15 protein-coding genes are annotated in these 16002 nt (G+C 45.4%); 10 read left to right on the top strand and 5 right to left on the bottom strand.

Going from position 1 to position 16002, the window contains the following annotated elements:
* Positions 1-210: 210 nt before the first annotated feature.
* The 9 genes from FJQ58_RS06135 to FJQ58_RS06095 all read left to right on the top strand — a co-directional run bounded on the left by FJQ58_RS06135 (position 211) and on the right by FJQ58_RS06095 (position 9540).
* The gene (locus FJQ58_RS06135; RefSeq protein WP_139991549.1) at positions 211-1989 is read left to right on the top strand and encodes a sensor histidine kinase; all 1779 of its coding nucleotides are present in this window, start codon (positions 211-213) and stop codon (positions 1987-1989) included.
* Positions 1982-3037, top strand: a complete 1056-nt coding sequence (locus tag FJQ58_RS06130; protein ID WP_139991548.1) for a response regulator transcription factor — start codon at positions 1982-1984, stop codon at positions 3035-3037. Before FJQ58_RS06135 ends, FJQ58_RS06130 begins: the two co-directional genes overlap by 8 nt.
* Positions 3038-3138: 101 nt before the next feature.
* Positions 3139-4431, top strand: coding sequence for an ABC transporter substrate-binding protein (locus FJQ58_RS06125; RefSeq protein ID WP_139991547.1), 1293 nt, complete (start codon positions 3139-3141; stop codon positions 4429-4431).
* 89 nt (positions 4432-4520) lie between these two features.
* Complete coding sequence (locus tag FJQ58_RS06120) at positions 4521-5405, top strand: carbohydrate ABC transporter permease (protein ID WP_139991546.1); 885 nt, start codon at positions 4521-4523, stop codon at positions 5403-5405.
* The gene (locus FJQ58_RS06115; RefSeq protein ID WP_139991545.1) at positions 5402-6229 is read left to right on the top strand and encodes a carbohydrate ABC transporter permease; all 828 of its coding nucleotides are present in this window, start codon (positions 5402-5404) and stop codon (positions 6227-6229) included. The genes FJQ58_RS06120 and FJQ58_RS06115 overlap by 4 nt, the downstream gene beginning before the upstream one ends.
* Positions 6230-6574: 345 nt before the next feature.
* Positions 6575-7606 carry an LLM class flavin-dependent oxidoreductase gene (locus FJQ58_RS06110; RefSeq protein WP_238403846.1) on the top strand — a complete coding sequence of 344 codons (1032 nt, stop codon included), beginning with the start codon at positions 6575-6577 and terminating at the stop codon, positions 7604-7606.
* Between the two features lie 272 nt (positions 7607-7878).
* Positions 7879-8343: a hypothetical protein gene (locus FJQ58_RS06105; RefSeq protein ID WP_139991544.1), complete on the top strand. Its 465-nt coding sequence runs from the start codon at positions 7879-7881 to the stop codon at positions 8341-8343.
* A gap of 77 nt (positions 8344-8420) precedes the next feature.
* Positions 8421-8738 (top strand): chorismate mutase, encoded by a 318-nt coding sequence (locus FJQ58_RS06100; RefSeq protein ID WP_139991543.1) that lies wholly within the window; start codon positions 8421-8423, stop codon positions 8736-8738.
* Positions 8739-8775: 37 nt separating this feature from the next.
* Positions 8776-9540, top strand: a complete 765-nt coding sequence (locus FJQ58_RS06095) for a DUF3891 family protein (protein WP_139991542.1) — start codon at positions 8776-8778, stop codon at positions 9538-9540.
* A gap of 65 nt (positions 9541-9605) precedes the next feature.
* Here the strand turns inward: FJQ58_RS06095 and FJQ58_RS06090 are convergent, their stop codons facing one another.
* The 5 genes from FJQ58_RS06090 to FJQ58_RS06070 form a co-directional block, all read right to left on the bottom strand.
* Positions 9606-10730, bottom strand: a complete 1125-nt coding sequence (locus tag FJQ58_RS06090; protein ID WP_139991541.1) for a Ger(x)C family spore germination protein — start codon at positions 10728-10730, stop codon at positions 9606-9608.
* On the bottom strand, positions 10727-11827 hold the full coding sequence (locus FJQ58_RS06085; RefSeq protein WP_139991540.1) for a GerAB/ArcD/ProY family transporter: 1101 nt from the start codon (positions 11825-11827) through the stop codon (positions 10727-10729). Before FJQ58_RS06085 ends, FJQ58_RS06090 begins: the two co-directional genes overlap by 4 nt.
* Entirely contained in the window at positions 11824-13332 is a 1509-nt protein-coding gene (locus tag FJQ58_RS06080; RefSeq protein WP_139991539.1) for a spore germination protein, read from the bottom strand. The genes FJQ58_RS06085 and FJQ58_RS06080 overlap by 4 nt, the downstream gene beginning before the upstream one ends.
* A 155-nt stretch (positions 13333-13487) precedes the next feature.
* On the bottom strand, positions 13488-14429 hold the full coding sequence (locus FJQ58_RS06075) for a ribose-phosphate diphosphokinase (protein ID WP_139991538.1): 942 nt from the start codon (positions 14427-14429) through the stop codon (positions 13488-13490).
* 225 nt (positions 14430-14654) lie between these two features.
* A complete protein-coding gene (locus tag FJQ58_RS06070) occupies positions 14655-15155 on the bottom strand; it encodes an RrF2 family transcriptional regulator (protein ID WP_139991537.1) in 501 nt (166 codons plus the stop codon).
* A 337-nt stretch (positions 15156-15492) separates the two neighbouring features.
* On the opposite strand from FJQ58_RS06070, the gene FJQ58_RS06065 reads away from it, so the two are divergent.
* Positions 15493-15960 carry a carboxymuconolactone decarboxylase family protein gene (locus tag FJQ58_RS06065; RefSeq protein ID WP_139991536.1) on the top strand — a complete coding sequence of 156 codons (468 nt, stop codon included), beginning with the start codon at positions 15493-15495 and terminating at the stop codon, positions 15958-15960.
* Positions 15961-16002: the final 42 nt, after the last annotated feature.

Here is a 16002-nt window from a genome sequence, read left to right as displayed (position 1 = left end):
CAGCTGCACAGGGAAAAGGCGATACCTGCGGCGTCAGCTTTCAACCTATGATGCCCCTATATAGCTGTCATTCCACACGGGACGGCAGAAGTAAACGAACTAACGCCTGCTGGGACAACGGGTGTTAGTTTTTTGCGTGTGGGCGTCGATTTAAAGTTACAATCCCGGATATCCTATCAACTAGAAGAGAAGCAGGGGGTGGCCGATCTGATGCTTGAGAGGCTTATAAGAATAGTCACTGATCCATTCCGGAGAAGCATTCGCAATAAATTGATATTTACGATGATCTTTTTGTCCGTCATTCCGATCGTGGCGGTTACTGTGCTCGCCACCGAAAACAACCGCAAGTCCATGGAGGAGGAGGTCATCAGCACGAATCTTTCCAATATGAAATGGACGGGCATATATTTGGGCGATCAGTTTACTCTGCTTAACAATATGATCTATACCGTACTCATTAGCCCTCATCTAAACGACTATTTGGCGAGTACGGAAGGGTCTACCATCTATAACCAGTTCGCTGCTCAAAAAAACATTATGGACACGCTCAGCAATTTGTTTTATTCCGCAGGCAACCAAGTCACCGGCGTCGAGCTTTATTTAAGCGAGCCGCGCAAGCTGTTTACGATTAGCTCTTTTCAGTATGATCTGGAGACGCCACTGACCATTCCGGAACCATACAAGCAGCTGGTAGAGCAGCAGAAGGACCTGATTATAAGATCGCAGGCTGCCAGTGGGGAATTTCAACTCATCCGCAGCATTAACCGATTCGAAAACCGGGACAAGCTCGGAGGTATTTCGTTGAAAATTAAATGGTCGATGCTGGATCAAACGTTGGATTTGATCGGGAGGGGAGAAGAGCACAAAGTTTTAATTGCTGGTGAAGACGGAGATATCCTGTACCAGCCTTTTGGAGAGAAGCCGTCGGATGAGGTGATGGCCATGGTGCAGAAAACCGGTGAAGGGCAAGGGTACTTCCGTATGCCCAAGGAATATGTCTTCTATAATTCCATTGAATCGGTAGGGCTGAAGCTGGTCACGATCATTCCGACCAGCTTCATTAACAAAAGCTCCCAGTCAACGATGCATTTTGGGCTTATTATTGGAGCGATTACGATTGTATTGTCGATAGTTGTTGCCACGCTATTAGCATGGCGGACGGCGACCCCAATCGTGACGCTGGCGAGATCGATGCAAGGATTAGGTCTTATTAAAGAAACGGAACTGCCGCAAACTACTCGCGTAGACGAGATCGGCTTGCTTGAGACAAAGCTCTACAACATGTCCTACCGCATAAGAGAGCATATTAAAACGGAATACAGCATGAACCTCGAGAAGAAGACGGCGGAGCTAAAAGCGCTGCAAGCTCAGATTAATCCTCATTTTCTGCAAAACACGCTCCAAATGATCGGCAGCATGCTTTTTACCAAAAAACCGATCGAGAGCTACGAGATCATTCGCTCATTAAGCGATATGTTCCGATATGTCATTCGTGACCCGAATGACCTAGCCACGTTAAAGGCAGAGATGGATCATTTGAACAATTATTTGCTTATTCAGAAGCAGCGATTCTCCTCTAGGCTAACCTTTTCAATCGATATAGATGAGACTGCGATGATTTGCCGGATTCCAAAGCTGACATTGCAGCCTATCGTAGAAAATGCGTTTATGCATGGATTGGAAAATAAATCAGGCGATTGGCATCTTCAAATCAGGATTAATTGCGAACAGGAAACGGTAAAAATTCAAATTAGCGATAATGGTGTTGGGATGAGCGAGGCTAAGCTTACGAGCCTGCAGAAACGGCTTCATAACCAGACAGGGCAACTATGGACGCATGGGAACCGTATCGGAATTCAGAACGTAGCGACCCGCATTCAAATGCATTTTGGCGCTTCCTTCGGTATTGCTATGGAGAGTGAGCTTAACAAAGGAACGACGGTAACGGTAATTATTCCGATGGAACGAGGAGGTGAGCTTCATGATTAAGGTATTAATCGTGGACGATGAGAGCTGGACAAGAGATATTATTAAAGCGTTTGGTGAATGGAATGAGCTCGGAATGCAAATTATAGGGGAAGCGGAAGATGGCCAAGAGGCGCTCCAATTAATTGAACAACTCCAGCCCCAAATCGTCATTACAGATATGCGCATGCCCGGCACTGACGGCGTCCAGCTGCTGCAAATGTTGAATGAACAGCATCAGCATATCAAAACTGTCGTCATTAGCGGGTATGATGATTTTCAGTATGCAAAGCATGCAATTCGGTATAAAGCGGTTGATTATTTATTGAAGCCAGTTGATCCTAAGGAGCTAAATAACGCACTGCAAAATTGCAAGCGGGTATTGGAAGCTGCCCAGAACGAACGAAGTCCCTTATCACTGGACTTGTCTTATTCGCTCGCCACCTTCAAGCAGCTGGTTAGATCCCATTATAACGATCTCAACCTTGAAGGCGTAACGGCAACACTTGGCCATATGATGAGGGAACTCGAGAGCAATGGCGTGACGAAGCCGGCGATGCTCGACCAGGTCGCGCAAGAGCTGCTGCTTCTGCTGAAGGAGCTCATGAAGGCTAACTCGCAAGAAAGCGAGGCGCTGCATGCGGATTACGGACAGGAAGCCATAGAGTCATGCGCCAATACAGAAGCCTTTCTGAGAGGGCGGTATACAAACATGCTGGAGCAGCTTATTCAGCACCGGAAATTCAAAAACAAATTGAATCTGGATGAGGTCAAGCTGTATATGGAGGAGCATTATGCAGAGCCGGTAACGCTGGAGCAGCTGGCAAGGGCTTTTTTTGTAAGCAAAGAATATCTGAGCAAAATGTTTAAGCAGGAGTTCGGTCGCAACGTCACGGATTATATGCTCCATCTGCGGATGGTGAAGGCGAAGGATTGGCTGCTCGATGAGAGCATACCGATCAAAACGATCGCAGAAATGGCGGGATATGAGGATATTACGTATTTTTACCGCGTATTCAAGAAGCATTTTGGCATTGCGCCAGGTGAAATGAGGAAAAATAGCGAGGTTTAAAATTGTCCAAGCAAAGAGTCTAATTCTGTCCAATTAAACGCTTTCAAAAATTAGCTACAATGAAAGCGTAAACAAAACAAGCTTCTGGGAGGTCAATTTAGATGAAAAAGATAGTTAAAGGTATGATGATCACTGCTCTGGCAGCGACCGTGCTTGCAGGCTGCGGCAACAATGCGAACAGCACCAATAATGAAGGCGGCTCGACTGGCGGCGGAGAAGCGAAGAGCGTTAAGCTCAAAATGTTTATCGCCCAGCCAAGGTTCAAGGAGCAATACGATAAATATATCGCGGCTTTCGTAGCGAAAGAAAAAGCGGATAAAAATATCGATGTTTCTGTGCAGCTGGAAATGCCAACGTCCGATAATGCGGCACAAATTTTGAAAACACGGCTTGCATCCAATGATGCGCCTGACATTTTCGCCCTGCATGCAACGAACGAGATTCCTTCTTATTATAAAGCAGGATACCTCGAAGATTTGTCCGACCAGCCTTTCGTCGGCAAATTGCTGGACAGCGTGAAGCCGGCCGTTACAACAAATGACGGTAAAGTTGTTGCAGTACCTTTGGAGACAATCTCATGGGGTTACTTGTACAACAAAAAGATTTTCACGGAACAAGGCATTACGCCTCCTACAACGTTGACGGAAATGAAAGCTGTAACTGAGAAGCTGAAAGCGAACAAAATTACGCCTTTCGTGCTTTCTTATAAAGAAGCTTGGATACCGCAATTGCTGCTTCCGCTCGCGGCTGGCGCGCTTATTGAAACAGGCAACAAAGATTTCGTTGAACGCATGAACAAGGATGAAGGTTCCTTTACAGAAATGAAGTCGATGTTCGACATCTTTGACCTGATTAACGCGAATGGAACCGACAAAGCTACAGAGGTCGGCGGAGATGACGGCGCAGCTGCTTTTGCTGCTGGCAAAGGCGCAATGTGGCTGCAAGGTCCTTGGTATGCAGAAACGATTCTGAAAAATGATCCGAACATGGATTTCGGCGTAGCCCCGTTGCCGATCAATGACAATCCGGATGCAACGCTGATCAACATGGGCGCTTCCACTTCCCTAGCGGTATCCAAAACGACCAAAAACAAAGAAGTGGCGCTTGATTTCATTAACTATGTGCTCGACGATACAGCTTCAAATGATTTCTTCCAAAGCTTGAAATTCAACCCGATTTCTAACATTCACACGTATGACAGCTACCCTTGGGTCAACGATGCGATGGTGTACATCAAAGAAGGCAAAGCTTATCAAGAGCCTAAAATTCCTCAATCGGTAAAAGACGAGGTGGGTAAAGGTCTTCAAGCTTACTACGCTGGTCAATTGTCCCAAGATGACGTTCTTAAAGCGCTCGATAAAGCATGGCAATCGTATAACAAAGTAAACAAGTAAGACGGTAACAAGCGGGATGAAGAGGAGACGGAAATCCTTCTTCGCTTCATCCCTTTTCAATAGAGACACATAGGAGAGGGGCGGATACTGTGCCGACCAAGAGCTATAAAAAATACATCTCGCTGTTTACGTTTGTCGCGCCTGCATTTATTTTATATGCCGTCTTCCTGTTGATTCCGACGATAAGCGGAATGGTGTACAGCTTCACCGATTGGAACGGATTGAACAGAAACTACGACTTTATCGGCTTCGGCAACTTTGTCGAGGCGCTTACCGAGGACCCGGATTTTGTGGGTTCATTGCTTTTCACGTTAAAATACGTTGTATTTATGGTCGTTCTGCAAAATGTGTTCGCGCTGCTGTTGGCCGTATTCATTGAATCACGCCGCAAAACGAAAGGTTTCTTCCGGACCATTTTCTTTATGCCGAACATGATCAGTACCATTATCAGCGCATTTATGTGGACGTTCGTGTTCGCACAGGTGCTGCCGCAGCTCGCAGAGAAAACAGCATTGACGTTTCTGGACCAAGCTTGGATTGGGGATCCGAAAGTCAGCTTCTTCTCCATTCTGACGGTATCGTTATGGAACGGTGTCGGCTACATGATGATCATTTACTTAGCGGGTCTGCAAGGCGTGCCGCAAAGCTTGAAGGAAGCAGCCAGAATCGATGGCGCTAATGCATTCCAAACCTTCCGAAATGTAACGCTGCCTATGATAACCCATGCGATTACCATTTGTTTCTTCCTTACTCTCAATGGCGCCTTCAAGGTGTTTGAAGTCGTTTATGGCTTGACTGGCGGCGGCCCTGGCCGAAGCACGCAGGTTATTACGATGAATATTTACGAAGAAGCGTTCTCCAATAATTTCCGTTACGGATATGCCAGCGCGAAATCGGTCATTTTGTTTATCATTATTCTGATCTTTACGTTTATTCAGATTCAAGTGATGAAGAGAAGAGAGGTGGAAGCATGAGGCAGAACAAAGCATCCTCCATTCTGATTACGGTCATCCTGTCTATCGGGGCGGCAATCTCTTTCTTTCCTATTTATCTTGCGATTATCAACTCGTTCAAAACGCAGGGAGAAATGTTTAAATCGTTCATTTCTTTGCCAACCAAGCTTCATTTCAACAACTATGCAGATGCTTTCAATCAAATTAATTTATTGAACAGCACGGTGAACTCGATTGTCATTTCCGTCATCGGAATCGCTGGGATTGTTTTTTGCGCCGCATTGGCCGGTTATAAGCTTTCCAGAACGAGCGGAAAAATCAGCAGTTTTATTTTCTTCTTGTTTATTGCTTCCATGCTCGTTCCGTTTCATTCGATCATGATCCCATTGACTAGAATGGCCAAAGCCTTGTCCGTTCAAGGCAGCACGTATGGGCTTGCAATCATATACATTGGGCTTGGCGTCAACATGGCGATTTTCCTCTACCACGGATTTGTTAAGTCAATCCCTAGAGAGCTTGAAGAAGCTGCCCAAATTGACGGCTGTAATGAATACCAAACGTTTTTCAAAATTATTTTTCCACTGCTCGTACCGATTACGGTAACGATCTCCATTCTTGATTTTCTTTGGATATGGAATGACTTCTTGCTGCCGCTCCTTATGCTTACGGATACCAGCAATTACACGTTAATCCTGTCCACGAATACACTGTTCGGCGAATATAACAAAGAATGGTCGCTAATCCTGGCGGCGCTTGTGCTGACTGCGATTCCGGTGATCATTATCTATTCATTTTTCCAACGCTTCATCATGCATGGGATTGCCGAGGGTGCAGTTAAAGGATAACGGCAAGACAGGCTATCGAGGTGCTTGCCTATTATGAACAATCACAATTTAGTTTATAATGAAAAGGCTGATACAAGGAAACTTGTGTCAGTCTTATTTGTATAGGCTAAGGTGCCGGGAAATAAGGAAATCGAATACTCGTTAACTTGACGTAACTTAATAACTTATGTAATATTACTTACGTAAAGTAACTAAGTAATTGAATAAAGACACTTGATGTCTTTGCATATAAAAGCAATGAAAGCGGTGTTTATCATCAAAGAGGAATTACAGAAAGAAACTGCACAGCCTGGTGAGTGTGTTGAGCCGTTTGAATTTGGCATTTATACGCTCGGAGATCTCAGCATGAATCCGGTTACCGGTCAAGCCATTAGCGCACGCGACCGCATGAAAGAAATCGTAGCGGCAGCGAAGCTGGCGGACGAAGCGGGTATTGATCTATTTGGCGTTGGGGAGCATCATCGTTTGGACTTCGTCCTAACTTCTCCGCCTGTCGTATTGGCAGCGATTGCCCAAGCGACCAAGCGCATTCGGTTGACTAGCGCGACTACAGTGCTGGGAACTTCCGATCCAGTTAGGGTATTTGAGGATTTTGCAACCTTGGACTTGCTATCCGATGGCCGGGCGGAGATTATTGCCGGACGAGGAGCATATGTGGAATCATTTCCTTTGTTCGGCTATGAGCTTAGTGAGTATAAGCAGCTGTTTAATGAAAAAATCAAGCTGCTGCTTGAGCTAGGCGAAGCGGATAAAACGACTTGGAGCGGTAGCTACCGCTCGGCGCTTCTAGATGCCGAGATCTCTCCTCGTCCACTGCAGCCGCGATTGCCTGTATGGGTTGGCGTTGGCGGTACGCCTCAGAGCGCAGAGCTTGCGGGTACGCTAGGCACGGGTATGGCGCTTGCGATTCTTGGCGGTGATCCTTCGTATTTCAAGCCGTTGGTTGACGTATATAGGTCAGCCGGCATGCAGGCAGGTCATAATCAGAAGTCGTTGAAAGTGGCGATTACAAGCCATGGCTATATTGCGTCCACAACACAGCAGGCCAAGGATGAATATTATCCCTATTATGCCTATTATTTAGAAAACTTCATGGGCGGAAACGCCAGAGGCGAGCAACTGACCAGAGAGCGCTTCGAGCAACTGGCCAGCCCAATCAATGCGCTTGCGGTAGGAAGTCCCGAGCAAATTATCGAGAAGATTTTGGCGCAGCATGAGATTTTTGGACATCACCGGTTTATGGCACAATTCGATATAGGCGGAATTCCCTTCTCGAAGGTTGCGACTTCGATCGAGCTGCTAGCCACAAAGGTTGCACCTGTCGTGCGGAGAGAGATCAGGAATGCAACGATGAAACCAGCTCATCAGCATAAATAATGTGCGCTAAGAAAAAAATGGTCCCGGTCATCCATGAACGGGGTTGCTATACGTATGATTAGGTTAGCCAGCATGCCTGGTTGGCCTTTTTTATTTTTTGAAATAAGTTATTTTAGGCTAAAGGATTTGTTTCGTTAGTTGGTTATGTTTGACATAAGAGGGGATTAACGCAATAATTTGAAACGACAGACCAAATCAAAGTGTCGCTTCAAGACTTTATGACGAAATGATGCGCTGGTTATACAAAATTATTCCTGATTGGGGAACCGAAATTGGCGGAGAATCGTATTGAAGTTAAAATTTTAAGAAGCGAGTATTGCACGGATGAGCATTTAGGTATCGTTATTGACGATGTTCCATTAGATGTATTGCTCCATCGCGTTTATCCTGACAAACAGGTTCTTGGCCTCATTCCTACTCTATTAAATTGGGTCCATGATCTAGAACAGAGGTCATTCCTTCTAAGCAGATATCAATCCTCCAAAGGGATAGAAACCATTCCGATCCTAATGTGTCCGGATGATTGCGATTTATGGTGCACATTAATCATAGCTGAGGTTGCTAAACAAGGAGATCTCATCATTTGGCGGAGAATTGGCTGTGATCAGAGTATGAGGCAGAATCTGTTGGGTGGCTATCAGGCAATTGGCTCTGAAGTGGAAAGGCTGGAGAAAGTGCCGCAGATGACGTTTAATGAAGCGGAGTATTACGTTCAAATGAATAAAATATTCAAATAAAATCGATTTCACCATACCTACTAGGGATGATGAAATGGTACAATAATAGGAAAACTGACAGATGAGGGAGAGGCGTAATGGAAGCTTCCAAACTAGATGGATTAAGGCAAGGGATTGATCAATTAGACGAGGAGATCATTTCTTTGCTTGCAAAACGGTTTCAATTAACGGAAGAAGTGGGTATCTATAAAGCAATGAATCAGCTTGCAGCACAGGACTCAAGCCGAGAATCGAAGCAATTTGAAAAGATTACGCGGTTGGCAGCCAGTAAAGAGCTGGACCCGGAATATGCGGCTACCATATATAGATGTTTGATGGATGTCGTCATTTCACGGCATAAGGATATTGAACAAGCCTATTCGCAAAATAATCAACTGGAAAAAATAGAAGCCTGATCCCATATTTTGTGTCACGCTGAGAAGGAGGACAACGATGATCGTATACGAGAAGGAAGATGTTTTCATCCTCATTGCACAGCATGATCACGCGCGCATATCCGGCGATCTTGTTAGTGCTTGGCAAGGAGAGCTGTTTCATAGCGCTGAGCTCAAAGCTAAGCTTGATTATGCCGCGTATGAGCACGACAGCAGTTGGATAGATCTCGACCGGATTCCGCTTTGGAATGATGCAGCAAATGCCCCATTTTCTTTCCGTGATTTCCCGGGAAACATCAGGTTTACCTTTTACTCCAAAGGGTTGGACCGTGTGCAGGAAACAAGTGAATATGCTGCCTTGCTTGGCAGTATTCTCTATACGACGCTTGCCGAGAGATTCAGAAACGAGGATACGATTCCGTTTGTGGAACGGGAATTCTCGCGTCAGAGCTCAATTATTGAGCAGCTAGGGCTGGATGTGAAGCTGCTTCAGCTACATGCCAAGGCGCTGCTGCTATGTGATGAGCTGTCTTTATTTGTTTGCATGGAGCAGCCGGGCACACCTCGTCAAAATTACGAGTGGTTTGCCAAAGGATTCCCTTACTGGTTCGATCGTTCAGGGCAAACCTCCTTGCTCGCCGATTGGAAGGGGCCGCATATCATTGAACTGGATCCGTTTCCGTTCACGAAAGTAGTGGATACCACTCTTTTGTATAAGGAGGTAAGCAAGGCTGCGATCTCCAAATCTGGCATCGCTGCAGCTTACCAGGATGAAGAGACTCGGGAGCATAAGCTGCGTTTTCAACCGAAACAGGTCGAGTAAGGGCATCGAGGCACAGAGGCTACCGTCTAATAAAGGCGGTAGCCTTTTTTGTGTTTAATTTCGGATTACTTCACAGGTCCCATAGCCGATATGGATAGCTTCACTTTAACATTTACCTCAGCATGCGAGAAAGCCTCCGGCCAATCCTCTTCGACCTTAATGTACTGTTTATATTTCTTGGCTCTTGCATATACGCCAAGGCCTATAGGATCTACCTTATGCCTCTGCATTTTTTGAATTAGCTCCTCGATTTGTTTCTCCATAAGTGCAGAAGCCTGCTTCTCCAATGACTTCGCATCTTGTGCTACATTAAAGGGAAAGAGATGCTCGGAGAGGCCGATTTTGGTTTTGATATGGATGTCAAATTTGAATTTCCCATTTTCATAACCGGTCTTGATTTTTGTTTTTGGTTTCCCTCCCGTAAAGCTGAACATGTCGGTTTCGAAAGGAGGTTTAATCGGTTTATCAGGAATGTGAAAAGACAGGCTGTAGCCGGGATCAGCCTGCTTTTGCAAAAGATTGAGCAGTATCGTTTCTTGCGCATTTAACGACATCGCATATTTCCCCTTTGCATCCAGCAAAGCCGAGCCTTTTAATTGAACTTGTTTATTTACGATTTTGATTTCGGCAATATAGGGAGTGACCCCTTTATCGAAAAATTGGCGGTGCAGCTCTTGAGCAGTAGTGGAGTAGGTTTCAGATCTTTTCGTTTTGGTATCCACCATCCCTCTCAGCAAAATCGGCAAAAGAGGCTGATCCGGTGGGTTTAAATAAATGACATCCGTCACAGATCCATCTACGGCAATCATCCGGTCGGTGATCGTATTTCTTGCATCGCGAAACAGTACGTCGAGCATAGCGAACCAATCGTCATGCTGCAATAAACGCCTGCCTAGCAAAATTACCTGGTAATTGCGACCTTGTATTGTACCAGCGGTTTGAGCATCCTGAAAGGATCTTGACTGACGGAGAGACTCGGCCGTTCCGGCGATCTCCTGGCTTTTTTTTCTTATGTTTTTGCTGAAAACCGGGACGGTGCCGTAAAAATGAAACTTGTCGTTTTTGTCCAAATCCATGCCAAGAGCGAGAGGTGTTGCCGCATTTTCTAAATATAATTGATCACTGCACGCGGTAGCGAAGAGGCAAACAGCGGCAAGGATAGCGCATACGCAAGTTTTCGTCCGTCTCATGATTCGGCCCTCCGGTGAAGTCGTTTATATAGGGTTAAATAAATGAGCAGCAGGCCCGGCAAAATATACTCCATGCCAAAACCGAAGCGGGCAAGCCATAATTCGATTTTATCGCTTTGATTATAGGTCGGCAGGTAGAAGAAAGTACCAATGGCAAGCACAATGACCAATACGCGAAGCGGTAAACGGTGGTCGCTTAATCCAAAGACCAAACTCATGCAGAAGGAGGCAATATACATGCAAGGAATCCACACTAACGAAAATACGAAAAGATAAAAGGAAATAAACGGGATCTCGATTCGCTCGATAAACCGAAACTCAATCGTTTTCAATATACTGATGATCGGATCATTATAAACCGTGCTTTCATGCGGGCTATAATAAACGAAGCATATCGTTGTAATGAAAATATACACAAACATGGTGATCGAATTCGATATAATTAGAGAGCTAACAGCCTTTTCTTTTTTTTGCAAATAGGGGTAAAAAATAAATACCGCAATGATGCCAAGGCTGGGGTAGATCGTTGCTTTCACAGCAGTTAGTACAGGCAGGAAGCCGTCCTTGAAGAGCGGCAGCAGGTTTAGCCAGTGAGCATATTTTAAGGTGAATAAATAAACGAAGGGCAGCCAGCACGAGATAACGGCTACCAGTTCGGCATATCTTCCTAGTATACGAGGGCCGCCTAAAGCGATCTTGTAGGCAGGAAATAACAGAAGAATCAACAAGACATAGCCTTGTGTGTTCGGCATAAGCCAAGTCTTAACAATGAGGATAGCCCGAACCAGTCCGTCATACATCAAATGCAGGAAATAGAAAGCCATCAGCAGGGCAAAACCTTTTCCGACCCATGTTCCCATTGTTTTGGAAACCGTATCGAATAGCGTTTTCTCCGAGCTTTTCCTCATGACCATAATAATGATATAGCCGCATAGAAGATTAAGTAAATACCCGAGTGGAAGGGCAAGCAAGCCGTCAGTACCGGCTGCTTCCGCTAGCTTTCTTGGCAAAGAGAGAACCGCTACGCTGATCTGAATACCGGAAATAATAAAAATAAACTGCATGGACGTAATACTATTTTTTTCGGTATTGATCAAGGTTTGCCCTCCTTCGGCTTTTCATTTGCTTGGGTTGTATCTTGTTTAGCCAACGTGCCCGTAGGTCTTTTGTTTAACAACCAAAGCGGAGCGCGTATAATTGTGTCCTTCCAATCGGCGAAACGGACCGGCGCCAGCGGACTGCCATAAGGCATGCCTAACGATTTGAGCGTTAACAGGTGAGCGATCATGGTCATTAAACCGACGATGATTCCGACGAATCCGAATAGGGAAGCCAGTACCATGAGAATAAAGCGAATCAACCGTACCGCAGCGACCATATCGTAGTTAGGCAAAATAAACGAGGATATGGCGGTGAAGGCGACGACGATGACCATAACGTTGCTAATTAGCCCCGCTTGAACGACCGCTTGTCCAAGTACGATACCGCCTACGATTCCAACCGTTTGCCCAACGGGAGCCGGAAGCCGTACGCCAGCTTCGCGGAGCATCTCCAATGTGATCTCCATTATTATCGCCTCTACGAATGGAGGGAACGGCACTTGACCTCTTGAATCCCCTAGTGTAATCAGAAGTTTCAAAGGTATGATTTCAATGTGAAAAGAGGTGACGGCAATAAAGAACGCAGGCAGAAATGCGGCAGTAATAAAGGCAAATAACCGCAGCAGCCGTAGAAAGGTAGCGATAGACCACCTTGTGCTATAGTCGTCGATGCTTTGAAAATAAGAATAAAAGCTGACAGGCGCTACGAGTGCGCTAGGGGAGCGGTCAACAATAACGACGCATCTGCCTTGCAAAATTTGCGATGCTGCAGAATCCGGCCGCTCTGTTAAAACGAACTGAGGAAAAAGCGAGTAGGGATTATCCTCGATTAGCTCCGACAGCTCTCCCGTATTTAAGATGACGTCAACGTCGACTTTCTGAATTCTCTCCTCCAAGGATTGCAGAAGCTTTGGATTCATCACATCTTCCAAATATACGAGTGTGACATTGGTTTGCCCGCGACGGCCGACAATCAGACGGCGCATCTTCAACTCCCGGTTAGGGATGTAACGACGCATCATGGCAATATTTTGCCCGCTTGTTTCAACAAATCCTTGATGGGCGCCCTTTAGTGACGCCTCCATTTGCGGGTCCTCAATCGCGCGTTGCGGCCATCCGCCTGTTCCTAGCGCATAGGCTTTGTCTCTGCCATCGACGAGCAGAACGCTGCTCCCGTGAAGAATCGATATTTCAATCTGAGACCAGCAGGACTCTTCTACAATATGGCCTACGTTCATCATGAGCTCATCACCGGGCTTACCGGCTTCAGTAGGAACCTGAAGGGGACGGAGGACATCGTTATTAATGGCTTGCTGGTCGCTCAGCCCATCGATAAAGAGGAGTGCTGCTTGCTCTTGGGTCTGTTTAATGGTAAAGGTTCGAATAAATAAATCCGGAGTATCTGAAAATAACTTTCTAAGGATAGTAAGATTTTCGTCTAGGCTTAAACGGATAACTTCCCCCGGTTCAGGCTTTTCCTTTCCGTTCTGTTCATTTGTCATGGCGTAGGTCCTCCTTTCCCTTCAGAAGTCATGATGAGCTATTTTATTTTGCCACGCTTTACCATGAGTATACGTAGGAACAACAAAATCCCCCTCGCAAAGTGCGAAGGGGGAAAGGTCATCTATGGTAAATAGAGAAGCAGGTTTCGTGGTACTTAGGTGCCTGCTTTGAATAAGGTGGCAATGGAGCCGCCTTCGGTGATGATTTTGATTGCTGTAGCTAGAAGCGGGGACATCGGCAGAACAATGAATTTATCGGAACGCTGTTCGCCGATATCAATCGTATCGGTAATGACAACCTCCCGAATATTCGGGTGATCGAGCTTCTCCAGCGCATTGGCGGAGAACAGTCCATGCGTTGCGCATATGTAAGAGTCATGTGCGCCTTTTTTCTTAAGCGCTTCGACTACGTTAACGATCGTGCTTCCTGTATCAATCAAGTCCTCAATAATAATCGGAGTCATATCTTCCACGTCTCCGATAATATGCGTAATCTCGGATTGGTTATGCGCCGGCCGGTTTTTGATCATGATCGCAAATGGACAGTCCAGCAAGCCAGCAAGCTTTTCTGCTGTTGTTGCTCGACCTGCGTCAGGGGAGACAACAACAGGATTTTTAATTTTTTTGCCTCTTAAGTACTCGATAATCAAATCAAGCGCAGTCAAATGATCGACGGGAATATCGAAGAAGCCCTGAATCGGATCGGCATGCAAATCAACGGTAATGATACGGTTGGCACCAACTGTCGTAAGCACATCAGCAACCAGCTTTGCCGAGATGGGCTCCCGCGGAGCTGATTTTCTTTCTTGGCGGGCATAACCATAGTAGGGCATTACAATGTTGATGGTTTTGGCAGATGCCCGCTTGGCAGCATCAATCATGACGAGCGTTTCGATTAGGTGCTCGTTAACCGGATGGGAAAGCGATTGTACGATAAAGACATCACAGGTACGAATGGGCTCACCATAGGAAACATGAATTTCGCCGCTTTGTTGTCGTGAAATAGCGACATTCCCTAGGGGAAGACCAAGCTCCTTGCATAGCTCCTCGGCAAGCCTCTGGTTCGAGGTGCCGGAAAAAATTTTAACCTTTTGCATAAGATCCTCCTTAAAACTACGTTAAACGACATTCTTTGCTCAATCATAACAAACAAAGCATAGGAGGACAAATCAAAATAGGGACTCCTTTAATGATGTGGCTATTCACATTCAGGTAAAGGTCCCGTTACGAGAGCGATAGAAGGAATCAACTGTGGTCATTTGAGGTTTGGTACCGTATGGAAGAAGGGCTTCGAATACAACCTTCAATTGCAGTATATTTTATCATCTGTTGATGTTTTCAAAGTATTCACGCGTCTCTTTGCGCGACTCAGGGGTTAATACACGGTCAAGCTCTTCGTTTAACCAAGTAATTGTCTTGTTGCGCAGAATATTGCGCATGCCTTCTTCTGCTTCAAGCATGGCCATATTTATGACACAGGGAGATGCTAAGGAGCACGCAAGATAATCTTCATCGCGACATAAATAAGTATTATTTTTAATGTTTTTGCATTGAAAGACAGGACGGGCACCTTCAATAGCTTCAACAACATCCCAGAATGAAATTTCTCCAGGAGGCTTGGCCAATTTATACCCACCTTTAACGCCAGGCACTGAACTTACGATACCTGCCTTGGTAAGTTTTCCAAAGACCTTGGAAAGATAAGTCTCTGAAATGCCTTGGAACGCAGCAAGCTCTTTAATACCTATAGTAGCATCCGGCGGAATATCAATTAAGTATACTAAGCAATGTAGACCATATTCAACGCCAATACTATACTGCATGCAACGACCTACTCTCTATAAAAAAAGTTATTATTAATCATCTTAGGTCGATTTAAAATCCTTGTCAAATAGAGCAGGCACCATTTCGCTTCCAAAAAAAAGGTGAAGAATCGCGATTGACACCCATATTGTTTAGAGTTATATTGGTGACAAGATTAATCGACGATAACATTAATCGACGTTTTGTCGTATCGACGATAAAGCGTCGGAAGGGGATTGTGAATTTGATGCAATAAGACTTAATCTTACCTAGTGTAAGGACGTGCGTTTGAACGTTTTAAACGAATTTCAATGAACAGAGCAATAAACTGCTCGTAAAAATCGAAGGAGTGTGTGAATGATGAAAATGAGATTGGATTATATGAAAGTACAACCGGAGTCTTTTCAGACGTTATTGAAATTAGAAGGCTATGTAAAAAAAAGCGGCCTTGACCACAATTTGCTGGAACTGATTAAAATTCGCGCTTCCCAAATAAATGGTTGTGCCTTCTGCCTTGATATGCATACGAAAGATGCTTTAGCCATGGGCGAGACGACGCAGCGATTGTTCCTGCTAAACGCATGGCGAGAAGCTCCATTTTATACGGAAGCGGAGCGCGCTGCCCTTGCTTTAACCGAAGCGGTGACGAGCATCTCGAATGCTGGCGTGCCAGAGGAGCTGTACGAACAAGTCCGCCAATATTTTGACGAGGAGCAATACGTTAACTTGATTATGGCTATTAATGCGATTAATAGTTGGAACCGTATGGCAATCTCCACGGGCATGGTGCCTGGCGAATATCAGTCGGCAATACGCAAGTCATAATTTATACTCTGGAATCCTTGTCCATCGGCGATGGACAAGGAT

The organism is Paenibacillus paridis (assembly GCF_006345825.1).
GTDB classification, from domain to species: domain Bacteria; phylum Bacillota; class Bacilli; order Paenibacillales; family Paenibacillaceae; genus Pristimantibacillus; species Pristimantibacillus paridis.
This window is presented reverse-complemented; position numbering and strand designations above follow the sequence as displayed.